Source organism: Sagittula marina (genome assembly GCF_014196795.1).
GTDB lineage: Bacteria > Pseudomonadota > Alphaproteobacteria > Rhodobacterales > Rhodobacteraceae > Sagittula > Sagittula marina.
Window position 1 is genome coordinate 518,595 of the sequence record NZ_JACIEJ010000002.1, and the last position, 17,932, is coordinate 536,526.

The 17,932-nt window shown below is 62.3% G+C and carries 15 protein-coding genes; 5 read left to right on the plus strand and 10 right to left on the minus strand.

Annotated elements, in window-relative coordinates; all coding sequences use genetic code 11:
* The first annotated feature begins 75 nt into the window (after window positions 1-75).
* On the plus strand, window positions 76-483 hold the full coding sequence (locus tag GGQ68_RS05925; protein WP_183963906.1) for a hypothetical protein: 408 nt from the start codon (window positions 76-78) through the stop codon (window positions 481-483).
* A 121-nt stretch (window positions 484-604) separates the two neighbouring features.
* Window positions 605-1,621, plus strand: coding sequence for a hypothetical protein (locus GGQ68_RS05930; protein ID WP_183963908.1), 1,017 nt, complete (start codon window positions 605-607; stop codon window positions 1,619-1,621).
* Between the two features lie 73 nt (window positions 1,622-1,694).
* Here the strand turns inward: GGQ68_RS05930 and GGQ68_RS05935 are convergent, their stop codons facing one another.
* The 6 genes from GGQ68_RS05935 to GGQ68_RS05960 all read right to left on the minus strand — a co-directional run bounded on the left by GGQ68_RS05935 (window position 1,695) and on the right by GGQ68_RS05960 (window position 7,914).
* Window positions 1,695-2,987, minus strand: a complete 1,293-nt coding sequence (locus GGQ68_RS05935; protein ID WP_183963910.1) for an SPOR domain-containing protein — start codon at window positions 2,985-2,987, stop codon at window positions 1,695-1,697.
* A 380-nt stretch (window positions 2,988-3,367) separates the two neighbouring features.
* Complete coding sequence (upp, locus tag GGQ68_RS05940; protein WP_183963912.1) at window positions 3,368-4,000, minus strand: uracil phosphoribosyltransferase; 633 nt, start codon at window positions 3,998-4,000, stop codon at window positions 3,368-3,370.
* Complete coding sequence (locus tag GGQ68_RS05945; protein WP_183964104.1) at window positions 3,997-5,001, minus strand: adenosine deaminase; 1,005 nt, start codon at window positions 4,999-5,001, stop codon at window positions 3,997-3,999. The genes upp and GGQ68_RS05945 overlap by 4 nt, the downstream gene beginning before the upstream one ends.
* A gap of 23 nt (window positions 5,002-5,024) precedes the next feature.
* Window positions 5,025-6,236: a phosphopentomutase gene (locus tag GGQ68_RS05950; protein ID WP_183963914.1), complete on the minus strand. Its 1,212-nt coding sequence runs from the start codon at window positions 6,234-6,236 to the stop codon at window positions 5,025-5,027.
* Window positions 6,233-7,522 carry a thymidine phosphorylase gene (locus GGQ68_RS05955; protein WP_183963917.1) on the minus strand — a complete coding sequence of 430 codons (1,290 nt, stop codon included), beginning with the start codon at window positions 7,520-7,522 and terminating at the stop codon, window positions 6,233-6,235. Before GGQ68_RS05955 ends, GGQ68_RS05950 begins: the two co-directional genes overlap by 4 nt.
* Window positions 7,522-7,914 carry a cytidine deaminase gene (locus GGQ68_RS05960; RefSeq protein WP_183963919.1) on the minus strand — a complete coding sequence of 131 codons (393 nt, stop codon included), beginning with the start codon at window positions 7,912-7,914 and terminating at the stop codon, window positions 7,522-7,524. The genes GGQ68_RS05955 and GGQ68_RS05960 overlap by 1 nt, the downstream gene beginning before the upstream one ends.
* Before the next feature lie 293 nt (window positions 7,915-8,207).
* Here GGQ68_RS05960 and GGQ68_RS05965 point away from each other — a divergent pair, with 293 nt between their 5' ends.
* Window positions 8,208-10,499, plus strand: coding sequence for an NADP-dependent malic enzyme (locus tag GGQ68_RS05965; protein ID WP_183963921.1), 2,292 nt, complete (start codon window positions 8,208-8,210; stop codon window positions 10,497-10,499).
* A 14-nt stretch (window positions 10,500-10,513) separates the two neighbouring features.
* Here GGQ68_RS05965 and GGQ68_RS05970 read toward each other — a convergent pair whose 3' ends face one another.
* Complete coding sequence (locus GGQ68_RS05970) at window positions 10,514-11,416, minus strand: hypothetical protein (protein ID WP_183963923.1); 903 nt, start codon at window positions 11,414-11,416, stop codon at window positions 10,514-10,516.
* A gap of 286 nt (window positions 11,417-11,702) precedes the next feature.
* Here GGQ68_RS05970 and prpE point away from each other — a divergent pair, with 286 nt between their 5' ends.
* Entirely contained in the window at window positions 11,703-13,592 is a 1,890-nt protein-coding gene (prpE, locus tag GGQ68_RS05975) for a propionate-CoA ligase PrpE (RefSeq protein WP_183963925.1), read from the plus strand.
* Between the two features lie 136 nt (window positions 13,593-13,728).
* On the opposite strand, the gene GGQ68_RS05980 is transcribed toward prpE, so the two are convergent.
* The 3 genes from GGQ68_RS05980 to GGQ68_RS05990 form a co-directional block, all read right to left on the minus strand.
* A complete protein-coding gene (locus GGQ68_RS05980) occupies window positions 13,729-14,388 on the minus strand; it encodes a Hint domain-containing protein (protein ID WP_183963927.1) in 660 nt (219 codons plus the stop codon).
* Between the two features lie 157 nt (window positions 14,389-14,545).
* Window positions 14,546-15,394: a 2-keto-4-pentenoate hydratase gene (locus GGQ68_RS05985; protein ID WP_183963935.1), complete on the minus strand. Its 849-nt coding sequence runs from the start codon at window positions 15,392-15,394 to the stop codon at window positions 14,546-14,548.
* Window positions 15,395-15,532: 138 nt separating this feature from the next.
* Window positions 15,533-16,294 carry an NAD kinase gene (locus GGQ68_RS05990; protein ID WP_183963937.1) on the minus strand — a complete coding sequence of 254 codons (762 nt, stop codon included), beginning with the start codon at window positions 16,292-16,294 and terminating at the stop codon, window positions 15,533-15,535.
* 185 nt (window positions 16,295-16,479) lie between these two features.
* Here GGQ68_RS05990 and glyA point away from each other — a divergent pair, with 185 nt between their 5' ends.
* On the plus strand, window positions 16,480-17,763 hold the full coding sequence (gene glyA, locus GGQ68_RS05995; protein WP_183963939.1) for a serine hydroxymethyltransferase: 1,284 nt from the start codon (window positions 16,480-16,482) through the stop codon (window positions 17,761-17,763).
* Window positions 17,764-17,932: the final 169 nt, after the last annotated feature.

The following is a 17,932-nucleotide window of genomic DNA, read 5'->3' on the forward strand; positions in this document are numbered from 1 at the left end:
AAAACGCTTTGGACAGGCGTGCATCCACCCGCTAAAGTTTAGGAACAGATCTTGCTTCAACCCGGAGTTATTCGCATGAGACGCCTTTTCACAACCGCCCTTGGCGCCGCCGCCATACTTTCGCTGTCGACCACCCTCGCCCTAGCCGAAGACATGATGGATGCCGAGACGATCACCGCTTTCGTCACCGGCAAGACCTATGAGGGCATCAACCCCGAAAGCGGCGAAAAGGTCGCCTCTGTTGTCTACCATGCCGATGGCACCTCCACCTTGTGGATGGCCGTCGAAGGGTCGGCTGACGAGCCAGGCAGCTACCGGATCGAGGGTAACACCTACTGTACCCGCTACCTGAACTTCCGCGAGAATTCGGAAAACTGCTTTACCCTCTCGCCGATGGACGACGGCCGCGCGCAGGCATGGTACACTGATGGCCGCAAGGCGCTGATCCTCGCTCCAATCGAGATGCCGGAACGGTTCCAGTGATCCGATCGACCTTCGGGGGGGCGTTTCTGATCTCGCGCTCTCCCTGACGGCATCAGATTGCGCCCCGTCGCGCCCACGTGCTATCGTCCAGCCTGATCCAGAGGCAGAGCAGCACGCCCGCATGACCGCACTGACACAGTTTACACGGCTGGAGGCCACAGGCCTCTGGCGCCCCGATGCGGACTCGCAGCGGCGCGAAGTGATCGTGTCCCTCGGGGATGCCACGCTGACCATGACCTCGATCCGCGGCGACGTGTTGGCGCATTGGTCGCTGGGCGCCGTGATGCGCGCCAATGGAAGTCAAATTCCCGCCATATATCATCCAGATACCGCCCCTGAAGAGACGCTTGAACTCGGCGCCGGCGAGCAGGAGATGATCGGCGGCCTCGACCGCCTGCTCAAGGTCATTGACCGCCGCCGCCCGCGGCCGGGCAAGCTGCGCTTCTTGTTGTCCGGGTCTATGATTGCCATCGTGGGCGCGCTGAGCGTCTTTTGGCTGCCCGATGCCCTGGCGCGTTACGCGACAAATGTCGTGCCAACGGTCAAGCGGGCCGAAATCGGCACGCGGCTGCTGGAACACATCACGCATCTTACCGGCCAGGCTTGCTCGACACCGGATGCACGGGAGCCGTTGCGGCGGCTTTCCGAACGGGTGCAGCCGTCTGGCAGTGTCGTGATCCTGCCCAGCGGCAGCTTCACAAGCGTGCACCTGCCGGGACGGATCATTGTGCTCAACAGCAGGGTTCTTGAGGATTACGAAGACCCCGACGTCGCAGCCGGGTTTGCACTGGTGGAGGCCGTACAGGCCGATGCCTCCGATCCCTTGGGCGACCTGCTGTATGACGCAGGCCTGATCGCCTCCTTGCGGCTGCTGACCACCGGCGCGCTGCCGGACAGTGCCCTTGCCGATTATGCCGAAGACATCATGACCGAAACGCCGAGCTACCCGGCACCGGAGACGCTGTTGCCAGCATTCGCCAAGGCGGAGTTGCGGTCGACACCCTTTGCCTACGCGGTGGATGTCACAGGGGAACGTACCTTGCCGCTGATCGAGGCTGACCCGCGCCGCGCCGAAGGCTCCCGCACGGTGCTGTCAGATGCCGATTGGGTGCGGTTGCAGGGCATTTGCGGCGGCTGATCGAGAGAGCTTCGTATATGCAAAAAGCCCCGCACCGGATGATGCGAGGCTTTGTCATGTAAATGTCAGCCGGTTAGCGGATGTAGGCCTGCGCGTAGCCCGTGCTGTGCACCGCAGACAACCCGGCCTGCGCCGACGCCGCATCTGCAAACGGCCCGACCCGCAGACGCTGCATCGTTTGGCCATTGTGCGACACTCTCGCCGCGCGCACGGCCAGACCAGCAGAGGCAAGCCGGCTCACCGCGGCCTGCGCCTTTTCCGCACTCGAAAACACACCGATTTCCACGTAGCTTTTGGCGCTATCGCTGCCTTTTGTAGACAGGACCGCAGTGCGATGCTCTGCTTGGTTGGCGTAGCTGACGCGGACATCGGTCGGCGGATAGGGATCGGTGCCGCGGTAGGCAATTGCAGGATCTTTGACAGTGTGACGATACTTCGCGGTCCAGAGGTTCTTTGGGAACGGCTGGGTCGGATTGGCGCGGGTGATCAAGCGACGCGGCACCTGGTTCGTCCATGCTTTTTGTGTGTCGCGGTAGCCCTGCACGGTTTGCACAGCGCGATAGGGATTCAACCGGTCGTCCTCCCACGCGGGTTTGTAGCCGACAGGCACGTGCGCCGTCTGAGCGATCTGGCGTTCTTCATACAGATGGCGCGGTACGATGCGGGTTTCGGGGGACAGGGACGAACCCTGCCAGGATGAGCGATTGTGGTACACGTTTTTGCCCGCGGCGGGTGCTTCGCCTCGGCGCACAACGGGGACTGCGGGTGTCGCCTGCGGACCGCACCGGATCGCTATGCGCTTACCATTCACCACGCGAGAGGTATGACCGGCGGCGCAGGCCTGTTGCATTGGAACACGCACGTGTTTCGCAGAAACGGGCGCGGAGGTCACGGGAACCCGGCGCACAACGCGCGGCGGCTCCGCCGCGATGGGTTTGGAGGCCGGTGCCTTGACCACCTGCGGGGCAGGACGCGGCGCTGTCACCACGCGGGGCGCGCTGGTGGCGGACGTACGGACCACGGGCGACGGGGCCGGAGCTGGCGGCGTGTCGAGTGTGATCTGCTTCGGCGCGGCTCGCGGTGCGGGCGCGGCAGGTGCAGCAACGGTGACCGTTGTGCGGCCGCCAAAGGTCGGTGTCTGGTTGCAGACCTGGCTGCGAGCACGTGTCACACGCGGCACCCAGGTGACGTTGCCGTCATAGCCCGCGCGCACAAAGGCGCAGCCCGAGTTATCCACAAACTGCCGCCCTTCGTAGCTGGCCGGCGGAAAGTTCACAGGCATGCCCGACTGCGCATTGGCAGGAAGTGCGAAGCCGGCGAAATAGGACAAAATTGTGGCGCATAGCGCCGTTTTCGTAATCGTCATGTCTGCCCCCACAGATGTGACCTGCACCATGCAGTATCAGCTTTAACCTGTAAAGCTTTGTAAATACAGGCCTTGCCAAGAATCCACTGGACTCCTGTGGTGAATCAAGCGGTGGTATCCGCGCGCCCCAGAATCGCCTTATTTTGAGCGCGAGGTAAAGGTGGTTAATGGAAACGGTGTATTTCCAAGCCGCAAGAATTGGCGCGAAACGCTCCACAAAGCGCGTGCCGAAGGCGAGACAGCCTTCCGTTTTCGGTCAGACTCGGGCTCGAAAACGAATCCCTCGTGGAACGGGCCAGATCGGTTCCGACGCCACCTCGAACGGAAAAGGCCGGCGGAACTCCCGCCGGCCTCTATATGGGCTGTCTGGCAATTCGCGTTTAAGCGGTGCCGAACATACGGTCTCCCGCGTCGCCCAGACCGGGCACGATGTAGCCCTTCTCGTTGAGCTTTTCGTCCAAGGCAGCCGTGACGACCGGCACATCCGGATGCGCCTCTTTCATGCGCGCGACGCCCTCGGGCGCAGCCAGCAAACACAGGAAGCGAATGTCCTTTGCGCCAGCCGCTTTCACCATGTCGATAGCCGCCGCAGAGGAATTGCCAGTGGCCAGCATGGGATCGACGACGATGGTGACGCGGTCCTCCATGCGCTGCGGCAACTTGTTGTAATATTCCACTGGCTGCAGCGTTTCCTCGTCTCGATAGAGGCCGATAAAGCCCACCCGCGCCGCCGGGATGAGTTCCAGAATGCCATCCAGCAAACCGTTGCCCGCCCGCAGGATCGACACCAGCGCCAGCTTCTTCCCCTCGATCATGGGCGCGTCCATGTCGCACATGGGCGTCTCGATCCGCACGTTCGTCATCGGCAGTTCGCGCGTGACCTCGTAGGCCAGAAGGTGGCTTATTTCGCGCAGCAACTGGCGGAAAGAGGCGGTCGAGGTGGTCTTGTCCCGCATGATGGACAGCTTGTGTTGGACCAGCGGGTGATCGACGACGGTGAGGTGCTCTGTCATTTGCGCTCCAGTTGCTTGGTGATCGCTTCGCGCGTGGCCTTATCGCAAAAGGCCGCGCCGATGGCGGTCGCGTTCAATTCTCGGAACACCTCTTCGCCCCAGCCGAAGGTCTTCGCAAGGGCCGCGTACTCCTGACGCATGGTCGTGTGGAAAAATGGTGGATCATCGGTCGAAATGGTGACGTTCACACCGCGATCGCGCAGTTTCTGGATCGGATGATCCTTCAGCGCGGGGAACACCCCGAGGAAGACGTTGGAGCCGGGGCAGACCTCCAGCGTAATGTCCTGCTCTGCCAGCATCTCCAGCAATGCGATGTCGGTGTAGGCGTTCACGCCGTGGCCTATCCGGGACACGCCGAGGTCCTCGACCGCGTCGCGCACCTCCTGTGGGCCGTTCCATTCGCCAGCGTGGGTGGTCAGCTGCAAGCCCGCTTCGCGCGCGCAATCGAAGGCCCAGGCGAAATCACGTTGCTTGCCCTGCTTTTCGTCCCCGCCCATGCCAAAACCGGTAATAAACCCACCGGCGGTCTCGGCGGCGCAGCGCGCGGCGGCCCTGGCTTGATCCGGGCCGTTGTGACGGATGCAAGTGACGATGCCACGCAAGGTGATGCCGAAATCCCGCTCTGCCGCCGTGGCAGCATCCTCGATTGCGTGAAGATATTCCTTCCACGCGCCCACGTCGCCGCCGCCACAGAAATCCGGGCTGATGAAGGTCTCCTGATAGACAACGTCGTTTTCGGCGCTTTTCTCCAGCACGGCAGTGCAGAGGCGGGCAAAATCCTCCGGTTTTTTCAGAACCGAGGTTGCGGCTTCGTAGACTTCGAGGAAGTGCCAGAAATCACGGTAATCATATGAGCCGTCGGGGCGGAAAATCTTGGAGATATCGACCTTCTTTTCCTTGGCCAGGCCCCGGATGAAGGCAGGCGGCGCCATACCTTCGAAATGGGTGTGCAGCTCGACCTTGGGGAGATGCACGATGTGATGCAGCTCTTCCTCGGTCATGGGTTCATTGGGATCACGGTCAGTCACAAAAAGCTCCTCCCCGGCCCTTGCGCCGGTATGTTCAAATGCGCCGCGATGGAGGCGGCGACGTCCGCAAAGCCCACCTGCCCGATCTGGCCCGCGCCGCACCCGGCCACAAGCACAGGCACGCGTTCGCGCGTGTGATCGGTGCCTGTCCAGGTGGGGTCGTTGCCATGATCTGCGGTGATGAGCAACAGGTCGCCCGCGCGCATCAGCGGCAGCAGGCGTCCGATCTGCGCGTCGAACCATTCGAGATGGCGAGCGTAGCCGGACACGTTGCGGCGATGACCATAGAGCGAATCAAATTCAACGAAGTTGGCAAAGGTCAGCGAGCCGTCCGCCATGGTATCGACAGCCGCGAAAAGCTGTTCCATCAGAACGTCGTCCGGACCTTTGGCGACCGTATCGATGCCTTCCATGGTGAAGATATCACCGATCTTGCCGATGGCATGGACGGCGCGGCCTGCGTCCTGCGCCCAGTTGGTTAAAATCGGTTCCGGTAGAGTGATCGCGTAGTCGTGACGGTTGGCGGTGCGTTGGTAGCTGCCCTCCTCGCCCACGAAGGGACGGGCGATGACGCGCCCCACCTTCATCGCGTGCAGTGTTGGCGCAATGCGTTCGCACAGGTCGAGCAGCCGGTCCAGTCCGAAGTGTTCCTCATGCGCGGCGATCTGAAAGACGCTGTCGGCAGAGGTGTAGCAGATCGGCTGACCGGTGCGCACATGCTCTGCACCGAAACGGTCGAGCATGACGGTGCCGGAGCCATGACAATTGGCCAGCGTGCCATCGACGCCGGCGATGTCGCAGACCTTGGCGATCAGATCGGCTGGGAAAGCGGGCTGTGTGTCGGGGAAATAGTGCCAGTCCCACGGCACCGGCAGCCCGGCAAGTTCCCAATGACCCGAGGGGGTGTCCTTGCCCTTCGATTGCTCGGTGGCAGCGCCCCAGCGGGCATTGACCGGCTCCGCGATCATGGCAGACCGATGCGCGCCGCTGGCCAGATCGGCCGCGTGGAACAGGCCGAGCTTTGCCAGGTTGGGCAGGTGAAGCGGCCCGCTGCGCCCGTCTTCGGCCTGCCCTGCCGCGCAGGCATCGACGATATGGCCCAGCGTGTCGGCCCCGGTGTCGGGACGTGTGTCATTGAAATAGCTGTCTGCGTCCGGCGCGCCGCCGATGCCCACAGAATCCATCACCACGAGGAACGCGCGGCTCATGCCACACGCTCCAGCACAAGTGGGCGCGGCGAAGGCGTATCGCCGTAGGTTATGGCTGCGCGCACGGCGGCGGCGGCGCGGTCCGCCTGCCCCTCGCGGGCGGCATGGACACGGGCCAGGGGCTGGCCTTTTTCAACTTTCGCGCCGACCCTCACAATCTCGGTCACGCCGACGGCCGGGTCGACCGTGTCGGTCTCTACCCGCCGTCCACCGCCAAGATCGACCACCACCAGCCCAAGCGCCTCCCCGTCGATGGCGCTGACCGTGCCACTTTCGACCGCTGCGACCTCTTGGATCACTGGGGCCTCGGGCAGGAATCGCTGCCAATCCTCGACAAAACCCAACGGGCCGCCAAGCTCGTACACCATCTTGCCGAACCGTTCCGCCGCGGCGCCGCTGTCCAGCGCCTGTTCCAGCTTGGCCATACCATCCTCGATGCCTGCGGTGGCCAGCAGCTCTGCGCCAAGCGAGAGGCTGAGGTCGCGCAGGGGGCCGGACCGCGCACCGGTCAGCACCTCCATGCACAGGTCGACTTCCAACGCGTTGCCGAGCGAGGGCACAAGCGGCTGGTCCATATCCGTGATCAGCGCCGTGGTCGGGCAACCTGCTGCATTTGCGGTCCCCACCAAAGCCTGTGCCAGCGCGCGTGCATCTTCCGCGGTCTTCATGAATGCGCCGGAGCCGCATTTCACGTCCAGAACCAGAGATTGCAGCCCGGCGGCGAGCTTCTTGGACAGAATGGAGGCGGTGATAAGGTCGAGGCTTTCGACCGTCGCAGACACGTCGCGCACGGCGTAGAGCCGCTTGTCAGCGGGGGCGATATCGCCAGACGCGCTGACAATGGCGCAGCCCACATCGCTCACGATGCGGCGCAGGCGGGCCTCATCCGGCGCGACCGAATAGCCGGGAATGGCCTCAAGCTTGTCAAGCGTTCCACCGGTATGCCCGAGCCCCCGACCAGAGATCATGGGCACGTAGACGCCGCAGGCCGCCAGCATCGGCGCAAGCACAAGCGATACACAGTCGCCGACCCCGCCGGTTGAGTGCTTGTCCACCACAGGCCCGTCGAGATCCCACTCCAGCACGTGGCCTGAATCGCGCATGGCCAGCGTCAGGGCTACACGGCCAGCCTCGCTTAGCCCCTGAAGGCAGACGCCCATGGCGAAAGCTCCGGCCTGCGCATCGCTGACACGCCCGTCCGCCAAACCGGCAGCAAACCATGCCAGATCACGCGGCGACGGGGCTTCGCCACGACGCAATTGGCCGATCACCGAGCGGGCATCCATCACGCACGATCCATATGATCGTTGGTGAAGGCCCCCGGCAGCAGATCGCCCACCGTGGTCACCTGTTCGGTCCCATCCACCGTCGCCAGAGTGATCTTGGTTCCGGCGTTGGCGAATTCCATCAGTTTTTGGCGGCACCCGCCGCAGGGCGGCACCGGATTTGGGCTGTCGGCGATGACGTAGGCTTCTGCGATCTCTGTCTCGCCAGCGGCGACCATTGCGGCGATGGCCCCGGCCTCGGCGCAGGTGCCCTCCGGGTAGGCGACGTTTTCCACGTTGCAGCCGACATAGGTTGTGCCGGACGGGGTCAGTAGTGCCGCCCCGACCTTGAAATGAGAATAGGGCACATAGGCATTTTCGCGCACGGCACGCGCGGCTTCGGCCAGGGACATAAAAGACTCCGTCAATTCAGATGCGGGCAGGATGCGAAGCCGGTCAGGCATTTGCAACCCCGTCCTCGGGGCAGCGCGGGCGGAAAGAAGCTTGTCCATGAGACGCCGGCGCACCACGGTATGTCTGGACGAGTTTCGTAGCATTGGTATCAATCCGTTTTATACTGTTAGCGCAATAAACAACAGACAGCCTTGGCAACGCAGCCCCCCACCTGCTATCGCCGCTGAAAAGAGTTTTGCATAATGGTTTAGTGCTAAACCATCTCGCCAAGGACATCGCTGGAGGACCCCGAATGAGCGACCAGACCCCTGACACCGCCAAGGACACTCTCCGCGAAGCGGCGCTGTTCTATCACGAGCATCCCAAGCCCGGAAAACTGGAGATCCGCGCCACCAAGCCGATGGCCAATGGACGTGACCTGAGCCGTGCCTACTCCCCGGGAGTGGCGGAAGCCTGCCTGGAAATTCAGGCAGACCCGACAGCCGCGCGGCGCTACACGACCCGCGGCAATCTGGTTGCAGTGGTCTCGAACGGCACAGCCGTTTTGGGTCTTGGCAACATCGGGGCGCTGGCATCGAAACCGGTGATGGAAGGCAAGGCGGTGCTGTTCAAGAAGTTCGCCGGCATCGACTGTTTCGATATCGAGGTGGATCAACCGGACCCGGAAAAGCTGGCAGAGATCGTCTGCGCGCTGGAACCGACGTTTGGCGCGATCAACCTCGAAGACATCAAGGCGCCTGACTGCTTTATCGTTGAACAAATCTGCCGCGAGCGGATGAATATCCCAGTGTTTCACGACGACCAGCACGGCACGGCCATCGTTGTCGGCGCGGCGGCCACCAATGCGTTGCATGTGGCAGGCAAGAAGTTCGAGGACATCAAGGTCGTCTCCACCGGCGGTGGGGCTGCGGGCATCGCCTGTTTGAACATGCTCCTGAAGCTGGGTGTGAAGCGCGAGAACATCTGGCTTTGCGATATTCACGGGCTGGTTTACCAGGGCCGCGAAGAGGACATGAACCCGCAAAAGGCGGCCTTTGCGCAAGCGTCTGACAAGCGGGCGCTGGCCGATGTGATTGAGGGTGCCGACCTTTTCCTTGGCCTGTCCGGCCCGAATGTCCTGAAGCCCGAAAATGTGCAGACGATGGCGAAGCGTCCGATCATCTTTGCGCTCGCCAACCCCAATCCAGAAATCATGCCCGATGTCGCCCGCGCCGCAGTACCTGACGCGATCATCGCCACAGGCCGCAGCGATTTCCCGAACCAGGTCAACAATGTGCTGTGCTTTCCCTTCATCTTCCGAGGGGCACTGGATGTTGGCGCGACCACCATCAACGACGAGATGGAGGTCGCCTGCGTCGAGGGCATCGCGGCCCTTGCTCGTGCCACCACAAGCGCAGAAGCCGCTGCGGCCTACCGTGGCGAGCAGCTGACATTCGGCGCCGATTACCTGATTCCAAAGCCTTTCGATCCGCGCCTGTCGGGCGTCGTGTCCACGGCTGTCGCGAAGGCCGCGATGGAAACCGGTGTGGCCGAACGGCCGCTGGATGACCTGAAGGCGTACAAGCAAAAGCTCGACGCCTCGGTCTTCAAATCCTCGCTGCTGATGCGCCCGGTGTTCGAGGCTGCCGCCACCGCCTCGCGCCGTATCGTGTTTGCCGAGGGTGAGGATGAGCGCGTGCTGCGCGCGGCGCAGGCCATCCTTGAGGAAACCACCGAACAGCCGATCCTGATCGGTCGCCCCGAGGTGATGGAGGCCCGCTGCGAACGCTTTGGCCTGAAGGTCCGCCCCGGAATCGATTTCCACATCGTTAACCCGGAAAACGATCCGCGCTATCGCGATTATTGGGAAACCTATCATCACATCATGTCGCGTCGCGGTGTGACCCCCGATCTTGCCCGTGCGATCATGCGCACCAATACCACCGCCATCGGCGCGGTGATGGTGCAACGTGACGAAGCGGATTCGATGATCTGCGGCACCTTCGGCGAGTATCGTTGGCATCTGAATTACATTCGGCAGGTGTTGGGCACCAAGACACTGACACCCCAGGGCGCGCTGTCGTTGATGATCCTGGAAGATGGCCCGCTGTTCATTGCGGACACTCACGTCAACAGCCGCCCCACCCCGGATGAACTGGCGCGCGCCGCAATCGGCGCGGCGCGTCACGTGCGGCGGTTCGGCCTGACGCCCAACGTCGCACTGTGTTCACAGTCGTCGTTTGGCAACCACACCGAAGGCTCCGGCCAGAGGCTGCGTGAAGCGCTGGAAATCCTCGACGCGCAAGACTGCGACTTCTGCTACGAAGGCGAAATGAATGTGGATGCGGCGCTGGACGCCGATCTGCGCGCACGTCTGTTGCCAGGCAATCGTATGGAGGGCGCGGCGAATGTGCTGCTCTTTGGCCATGCGGACACGGCTTCGGCCACGCGCAACATCCTGAAAACGAAAGCCGGCGGGCTGGAAGTGGGGCCGATCCTGATGGGCATGGGCAACCGCGCGCATATTGTGACGCCGTCGATCACCGCGCGCGGCTTGCTGAACATGGCGGCCATCGCGGGCACGCCGGTGCAGCACTACGGCTGACAAGCCATCAAGAGTTACGGGGCGGGGATCAATTCCCCGTCCTGCAACGACCAGACCTGCTGACATTCTGGCGCTCCCACACGGCCGCAAAGCGACCCTTTGAGCGTCAGCCGCACCGACCCCGGCGCATTGGCGGCCACGTCCCGCACTGCGTTCAGGAAAACACGGGTGAAGCCGTCATCGTTCGCTTGCCATATGGACGTCAGACAACCAGCAGGACCACAAACGAGATCCTGTGCGGTAGAACAGCTTAGCGCGCCATGGCGCAGCACAAGATCCTCGCCCGCCGCTCCATCAAGGTCAATCGCCTGGGCATAGTCGTTGCCGACGGAGACCTCACCGCCTAGAGCGCCGCAGGCCGCGCGCATGTCGCGAAGCACCGCCGCGGCCGGATCGGCCATCGTGCGGGCCGCCAGTTCCTGCGCGGCAAAGTCCGGCTGAGGACACACTGCCTCGACCGCGGAAATCGCATCGCTGGAGCCGGACAGCGACATCTGCCAGACCGTCGGCGGCACATCGACGGTTTCCCAATAGCGCAATTCCAGACGTGTCCCGGCCTTTAGCCCCTCGATCCCCGGCAGGTGGCTTTTGGTCATCGGGGCCTCAAAGGTGCCAAGGCCCGTGGTCTGAAAGGCCAGCGGCGGCATAACGCGGACGCCGGCAAAGGCCTGCACATCCAGTTCGGACCGCGCCAAGAGGTCGGGATTGCCTTCAGCACGCAGACCGAACCGCAGAGGTTTTCCGGCATCACAGGACAATCCGAAACACAGCCGCTCTGTCGCAGGATCGCCAGAACCATCGGCGCAGACATAGGCCGCATAGCGTCCCGCTTCTGGCCCTTCTTGGTAGCTCCACTGCGCCTGCGCCGCCGTTGAAATCCCCACAGATATGACCGCTGCCGTTGCAAATGCCCGCATGAAAGTGCTCCCGCCTGTTGCGATCAAAACGCCATGGCAAGGCATCTACGTCAAGCATCCCCCTGAGTCGGAGATTTGCAATACTTCCGCAAGGCACTTTGCAAACCTGGCATAAATTCGCAGAACAAAGACGGTAATTCAGGGTATTTGCAAATATTTGCAGACCTATAAACGCGGATTTCGCAAAGCCCTGCGATATTCTGTCATGTCATGCGCCAACAGACTTGCGACAGCGCCCCGCCACCCCCTAAGCCTGATGGCGAAGGTATTACAGGAGGAGGGCCCCATGGGGTATTCAGAGGTTTACAATGCTTGGGCATCCGATCCGGAGGCGTTTTGGATGGAGGCCGCGCAAGCCATCGACTGGGATCAAGCGCCGACAAAGGCGCTGACCAATGTCGGTGAACATATGTACGAATGGTTCGCCGATGGCATGGTGAACACCTGCTGGAACGCCGTGGACCGCCACGTTGCACAGGGCCGGGGCGAACAGACCGCGATTATCTACGACAGCCCGATCACCCAAACCAAGCGAGAAATATCTTACGTCGAACTGCGCAACCGCGTTGCCATGCTGGCCGGCGCGCTGCGGGAAAAAGGCATCGAAAAGGGCGATCGCGTCATCATCTACATGCCGATGATACCCGAAGCGCTGGAAGCCATGCTGGCCTGCGCGCGCCTGGGCGCTGTGCACTCGGTCGTCTTTGGCGGGTTTGCCGCGCATGAACTGGCCGTGCGGATCGACGATGCCACGCCGAAAGCGATTATCGCGGCGTCTTGCGGGGTCGAACCCGGACGCGTCGTGCATTACAAGCCACTGCTGGACGATGCCATTGAGCAAGCCGCCCACAAGCCCGACTTCTGCGTCATTTTCCAGCGGGAGCAAGAGGTTGCGAAACTGGTCGAAGGGCGCGACTTCAATTGGCACGGCTTTCAATACGGCGTGAAGCCCGCCGACTGCGTGCCGGTCGAAGGCAACCACCCGGCCTATATCCTCTACACCTCCGGCACGACGGGTCAGCCCAAGGGCGTTGTGCGACACACCGCCGGTCATCTTGTGGCGCTGAACTGGTCAATGAAGAACATATACAATGTCGATCCCGGCGACGTGTTCTGGGCGGCCTCCGATGTGGGGTGGGTCGTCGGCCACAGCTACATCTGTTATGGTCCGCTGATCCACGGCAACACGACAATCGTCTTCGAAGGCAAACCCGTGGGCACCCCAGACGCAGGCACATTCTGGCGTGTCATCTCTGAACATAAGGTGAAATCGTTCTTTACCGCGCCCACCGCATTCAGAGCCGTAAAACGCGAAGATCCCAAAGGCGAATATGTCGGAAAATATGACCTGTCCGGCCTGAAGACCGTCTACCTCGCGGGCGAGCGCGCCGATCCGACCACTATAGAATGGGCACAAGACCAGCTGAAAGTGCCTGTCATCGACCATTGGTGGCAAACCGAAACCGGCTGGGCCATCGCCGCGAACCCTGTCGGAATCGAAGAATTGCCGGTTAAGCTTGGCTCCCCCACCGTGCCGATGCCGGGCTACGATGTGGTGATCCTGGACGAGGCGGGGCATCCGGTGCCGACGGGCAATCTCGGGGCAATCGCCATCAAGCTGCCCTTGCCGCCCGGCACATTGCCGACGCTGTGGAATGCCGAAGACCGTTTCCGCAAGGCCTATCTCAATCACTTCCCCGGCTACTACGAAACCGGCGATGCGGGGATGATTGACGAGGACGGCTATGTCTCGATCATGGCGCGCACGGATGATGTCATCAATGTCGCCGGCCACCGCTTGTCCACCGGCGCAATGGAGGAGGTGCTGGCCTCGCACGCCGATGTGGCTGAATGCGCCGTGATCGGTGTGGAGGACGACCTGAAAGGGCAGCTTCCCATGGGATTCCTGTGCCTGTCCTCCGGCGTGAACCGCCCCCATGAGGACATCGTGAAAGAATGCGTGACGCTGGTGCGCCAACAGATCGGACCTGTGGCGGCGTTCAAGCTGGCCTGCGTTGTGGATCGGCTGCCCAAAACCCGTTCCGGCAAAATCCTGCGTGCCACCATGGCCAAGATAGCCGATGGCGAGACGGTCAAGGTGCCCGCGACCATCGATGACCCAGCCATTCTGGACGAAATCAAAGAGGCGCTTAAGGGTCTTGGGTACGCAAAGTAGGCTGTTTCCCCCGCCAAGATGATTGGCGGGGCTTTCCGGCCACGCACCAGCGCTTGGATTGCGGTGTCACACCTTCGGGGCATCTGGCGCGCTTGGTCGAGCAGGCGATGTGGTGACTGAGCCACATCGTCCTGACTCAGCCGCTGGCTTGCTGGACATCAGTATCATCCGATCCGCTTTTTGGCACGACCAAAGGAATGCGACTGCGGATCGACCGTTCCACCAGTTTTTCAGCCTTGCGCACGGACAGCGTCGGGCGCACCCGTTGATGATCGTGCCAACGGGCTTCGGCCCAACCGAGGGTTTCAGCCAGATCGACGCGCTGCGCGGAGGCCATCTCCTGCAAGGACAGCGGCTCGGGCAGGATGCTTTCGACGCCTGCTCCTTCTACCAGCAGCAAGGTGTGCCTGGCACAGGCGATGTGGACATAGTCCAGACCGGGCAGCGACGGCATGGCCCGAACTCCCGGCAGCCCGGTCAACGCCAATGCCGGCACCAGAGCCTCCTCCTCGCCGACGATCCGCTTCACCTGCCGGGACCGCACAAGCACCCGATGCTGTGGTGAAAGCATCACCGCGCGTTCGGGCACCCCCGGCCCCAGAGCATCGCGTCCGATCCGAACCGGGCGTTTGCGCGTGTTGGACATCTGTTCCGCCCAGCTGATCCGAGAGGTTCCGACCCAGAGAACAGGCTCCGCCCTGCCCTCCGTGGTCAGAACGAGATCGCCCGAAGCGAGCGTTTCAACCGGGCGTCCGCCGCCGGGTGTGGCTATGATACAGCCGGTCACGAAACACATATGAGCCCCCTTCGTGTGTTGCGACAACCCGAACGGCAGCAATGCGTTTTCAATCCGCGTGGCCCGTCGAGATGATGAACGCCACTATCCGCGAGACCGGTAAACTCGAAGTTCACGACGAACCGCTTTCCACAAATGGCGCCTGTCAGATCCGCTTTTATGGCGTGAAGACGACCGAGACTGTCGGATCACCCGGCAGGCCGACATAGGTCACGCTGGCCCCACCCTGCGCCTTGGCCGGTGGCAAAAGCGGACCGATCGAGCCGACGGAGATCAAATCGCCAGCCTTCAGGACATACCCCTTCGACATCAGCCAAAGCACGGAGTTCACAGGATTTCCCAGAACGGATGCGCCGGATGCCTCTGCCATCACGGCCCCCTTTGCATCGCGCACGGTCACCTGCATCCCGGCCAGCGCGTCGAGCATTGCGGCCGGGTCTTCGACAGGGATTTCTGCCCCCATGACACCCAGCCGAGGGGCAACGCCCATGGCGGTCAAGGTCACACCATTGATCGGCTGGTCTTCGGCCACAGTGAGATCAGGCAGCTCTATGAAAGGCCGAACCGCGGAGACATGAGCCATCACCTCCTCCGGCGTCTGCGCTTCGTTCACCTGCGAATCGTTTATGACCAGCAAAAGGTCGGCCTCGAACAAGGGACGTGCGCCAAAAGCCATTGGCACTTCGGCGCCATCTTCGAGCAGCATCTTCTCATATAGAACGCCGCCCACCGGTTCTGTTGCGCCGAAACGCGCCTGCACAGGGGCTGACGTCAGCCCCGCCTTGTACCCGACAATCGGCCCCAGCTTGGACTGCATCGCTTCCGACAGTTTGGCCTGCGTGCAACGCGCGTCTTCCATTGTACCGTCCGGCACGAGCGCTTGCGTCGGCACCTTAGCTTCGAAATCAGCGACGAAAGCTGCGATAGCCGCGTCGCTTGCGCACTCTGCCCCGGCTGACGCGGCGCACAGGATGGATATGCCAAGGCTGGCAAGAAAACGGTTCATGAAACTTCCTCCCTCTGGAGGGATGCGACTCCCCCATACGAAAGACTATAGCTGACACTCCACCTATGGGTGAATTATGTCGCCTGTCGGAGGAGGTTTTTGCATAGCTGGCAGAGCTGACCGGGCAAGGCCTCAGGTTTAAACGAATTGCTCGCTGATCAGGCGTTCTTCGAGACCATGACCCGGGTCGAACAACACACGGTGGCGCACATCAGGCTCTGATCGGATGTGGACCTGCACCACGTTGCGCACGGCGACACTGTCTGCCTCCGCCATGACCGGGCGTTTGTCGGCTTCCAAGACTTCGAAGCCGACCTCCGCCGATTTTGGCAGCAGCGCGCCCCGCCAGCGCCGTGGGCGAAACGCCGCAACAGCGGTCAGCGCCAGCACATCCGAGCCAATGGGCAAGATCGGGCCATGCGCACTGTAATTGTAAGCCGTCGATCCCGCAGGCGTCGCCACAAGCGCACCGTCGCACACCAATTCGGACAAGCGCACCTTGCCATCCACACTGATCCGCAACTTGGCGGCCTGCGGCCCAGCGCGCAGCAAGGAAACCTCGTTGATCGCCAGTCCGCGATGCTCGGTCCCATCGGCACAAAGGGCGCGCATTCCGAGCGGATTGATAACCCCTTCTTCGGCAGATTGCAGCCGTTCCACCAGCCCGTGCTCCGAATACTCGTTCATCAAAAAGCCAACGGTGCCCCGGTTCATCCCGTAGACCGGCGCCGGGTTGTCCTGCGTGCGGTGCAGGGTATGCAGCATGAATCCGTCACCCCCAAGGGCCACGATAACGTCGGCGCCCTGTTCGTTGTGGTCGCCGTAACGTCGGGACAAGGACGTCCGCGCCGCTTGGGCGATCGGCGCGCGTGAGGCGCAAAAGGCGATCCGTAACGACATATGTCCTCCAGCGGGGGCTTCGCGCGGTTTCCTGTCCGCGCCTTGCGGAGCGGATCGAACCACATTCGCTTAGAATGGGCCAGACGTGCCGCTAGAATATTCCACTAAGTCGTTTTGCCGTATTTGACCCCGCCGCGCTTTCCGGTACGAGAACGTCAAACCTACCCTGACAGGAGATCAGACACATGGCTGCCAATGGTTTCTTCACCGAAGACCTCGCCGACCGCGATCCCGAACTCTTTGCCTCCATCACCGGCGAACTGGGCCGCCAGCGCGACGAGATCGAGCTGATCGCTTCGGAAAACATCGTCTCTCGTGCCGTCATGCAGGCGCAAGGGTCGGTCATGACCAACAAATACGCCGAAGGCTACCCCGGCAAGCGCTACTACGGCGGCTGTGACTGGGTCGACGTGGCAGAGAACCTCGCCATCGACCGCGCCAAGCAGCTCTTCAACTGCGAATTCGCCAACGTACAGCCGAATTCTGGCTCTCAGGCCAACCAAGGTGTATTCACCGCGCTGCTGCAGCCCGGCGACACCATCCTCGGCATGTCGCTGGACGCAGGCGGCCACCTGACTCACGGCGCCAAGCCGAACCAATCCGGCAAGTGGTTCAACGCCATCCAGTACGGCGTGCGCAAACAGGACAACCTGCTTGATTACGACGAAGTTCAGGCCCTCGCGACCGAGCACAAACCGAAGCTGATCATCGCCGGTGGCTCTGCCATCCCGCGCCAGATCGACTTTGCCAAGATGCGCGAAATTGCGGATTCCGTGGGCGCATATCTGCACGTGGACATGGCGCACTTTGCCGGCCTCGTTGCGGCGGGTGAGCACCCCTCTCCCTTCCCCCACGCACATGTGGCGACCACAACCACGCACAAGACCCTGCGCGGTCCGCGCGGCGGGATGATCCTGACCAACGACGAAGCGCTGGCAAAGAAGTTCAACTCTGCCATCTTCCCGGGTATCCAGGGCGGTCCGTTGATGCATGTCATCGCAGGCAAGGCCGTGGCCTTTGGCGAGGCGCTGCGCCCAGAGTTCAAGGACTACATCAAGGATGTGGTCAACAATGCGCAGGCCCTGTCCGATCAGCTGATCAAAGGCGGCCTCGACACCGTGACCCACGGCACAGACACCCACGTGGTGCTGGTCGATCTGCGCCCCAAGGGCGTGAAGGGCAATGCCACAGAGAAGGCTCTGGGTCGTGCGCACATCACGTGCAACAAGAACGGCGTGCCGTTTGACCCCGAGAAGCCGATGGTCACCTCCGGCATCCGTCTTGGCTCCCCGGCGGGCACCACCCGTGGCTTTGGCGAGGCCGAGTTCCGCCAGATCGCGGACTGGATCATCGAAGTGGTCGACGGTCTTGCTGCCAATGGCGAAGACGGCAACGGCGAAGTCGAGGCCAAGGTGAAAGCTGAGGTCGAAGCCCTCTGCGCCAAATTCCCGATCTATCCGACGCTCTGATTTCCCTCGAGCAAGGACACACGAAGGGCCGCCCCAAATCGGGCGGCCCTTTTCAGTTTTGCGCCCGCCGGATCAGCTTTCGCACAGCGCGGCTTCGAACGTTTTCCCGGCGCGGGGATTGGCTCCGGCCCTCAGGGGTTTGGGGGCTGAACATGGCAGCTGCCGCGGT

What these genes read in the sequence shown, in the direction of transcription:
- GGQ68_RS05965 (WP_183963921.1), top strand. Translation starts at nt 8,208, where the DNA reads ATGAGCGACCAGACCCCTGACACCGCCAAGGACACTCTCCGCGAAGCG.
- GGQ68_RS05925 (WP_183963906.1), top strand. Translation starts at nt 76, where the DNA reads ATGAGACGCCTTTTCACAACCGCCCTTGGCGCCGCCGCCATACTTTCG.
- prpE (WP_183963925.1), top strand. Translation starts at nt 11,703, where the DNA reads ATGGGGTATTCAGAGGTTTACAATGCTTGGGCATCCGATCCGGAGGCG.
- GGQ68_RS05955 (WP_183963917.1), bottom strand. Translation starts at nt 7,522, where the DNA reads ATGGATGCCCGCTCGGTGATCGGCCAATTGCGTCGTGGCGAAGCCCCG.
- GGQ68_RS05985 (WP_183963935.1), bottom strand. Translation starts at nt 15,394, where the DNA reads ATGAACCGTTTTCTTGCCAGCCTTGGCATATCCATCCTGTGCGCCGCG.
- GGQ68_RS05950 (WP_183963914.1), bottom strand. Translation starts at nt 6,236, where the DNA reads ATGAGCCGCGCGTTCCTCGTGGTGATGGATTCTGTGGGCATCGGCGGC.
- GGQ68_RS05970 (WP_183963923.1), bottom strand. Translation starts at nt 11,416, where the DNA reads ATGCGGGCATTTGCAACGGCAGCGGTCATATCTGTGGGGATTTCAACG.
- glyA (WP_183963939.1), top strand. Translation starts at nt 16,480, where the DNA reads ATGGCTGCCAATGGTTTCTTCACCGAAGACCTCGCCGACCGCGATCCC.
- GGQ68_RS05945 (WP_183964104.1), bottom strand. Translation starts at nt 5,001, where the DNA reads ATGACCGAGGAAGAGCTGCATCACATCGTGCATCTCCCCAAGGTCGAG.
- upp (WP_183963912.1), bottom strand. Translation starts at nt 4,000, where the DNA reads ATGACAGAGCACCTCACCGTCGTCGATCACCCGCTGGTCCAACACAAG.
- GGQ68_RS05930 (WP_183963908.1), top strand. Translation starts at nt 605, where the DNA reads ATGACCGCACTGACACAGTTTACACGGCTGGAGGCCACAGGCCTCTGG.
- GGQ68_RS05980 (WP_183963927.1), bottom strand. Translation starts at nt 14,388, where the DNA reads ATGTGTTTCGTGACCGGCTGTATCATAGCCACACCCGGCGGCGGACGC.
- GGQ68_RS05935 (WP_183963910.1), bottom strand. Translation starts at nt 2,987, where the DNA reads ATGACGATTACGAAAACGGCGCTATGCGCCACAATTTTGTCCTATTTC.
- GGQ68_RS05960 (WP_183963919.1), bottom strand. Translation starts at nt 7,914, where the DNA reads ATGTCCCTGGCCGAAGCCGCGCGTGCCGTGCGCGAAAATGCCTATGTG.
- GGQ68_RS05990 (WP_183963937.1), bottom strand. Translation starts at nt 16,294, where the DNA reads ATGTCGTTACGGATCGCCTTTTGCGCCTCACGCGCGCCGATCGCCCAA.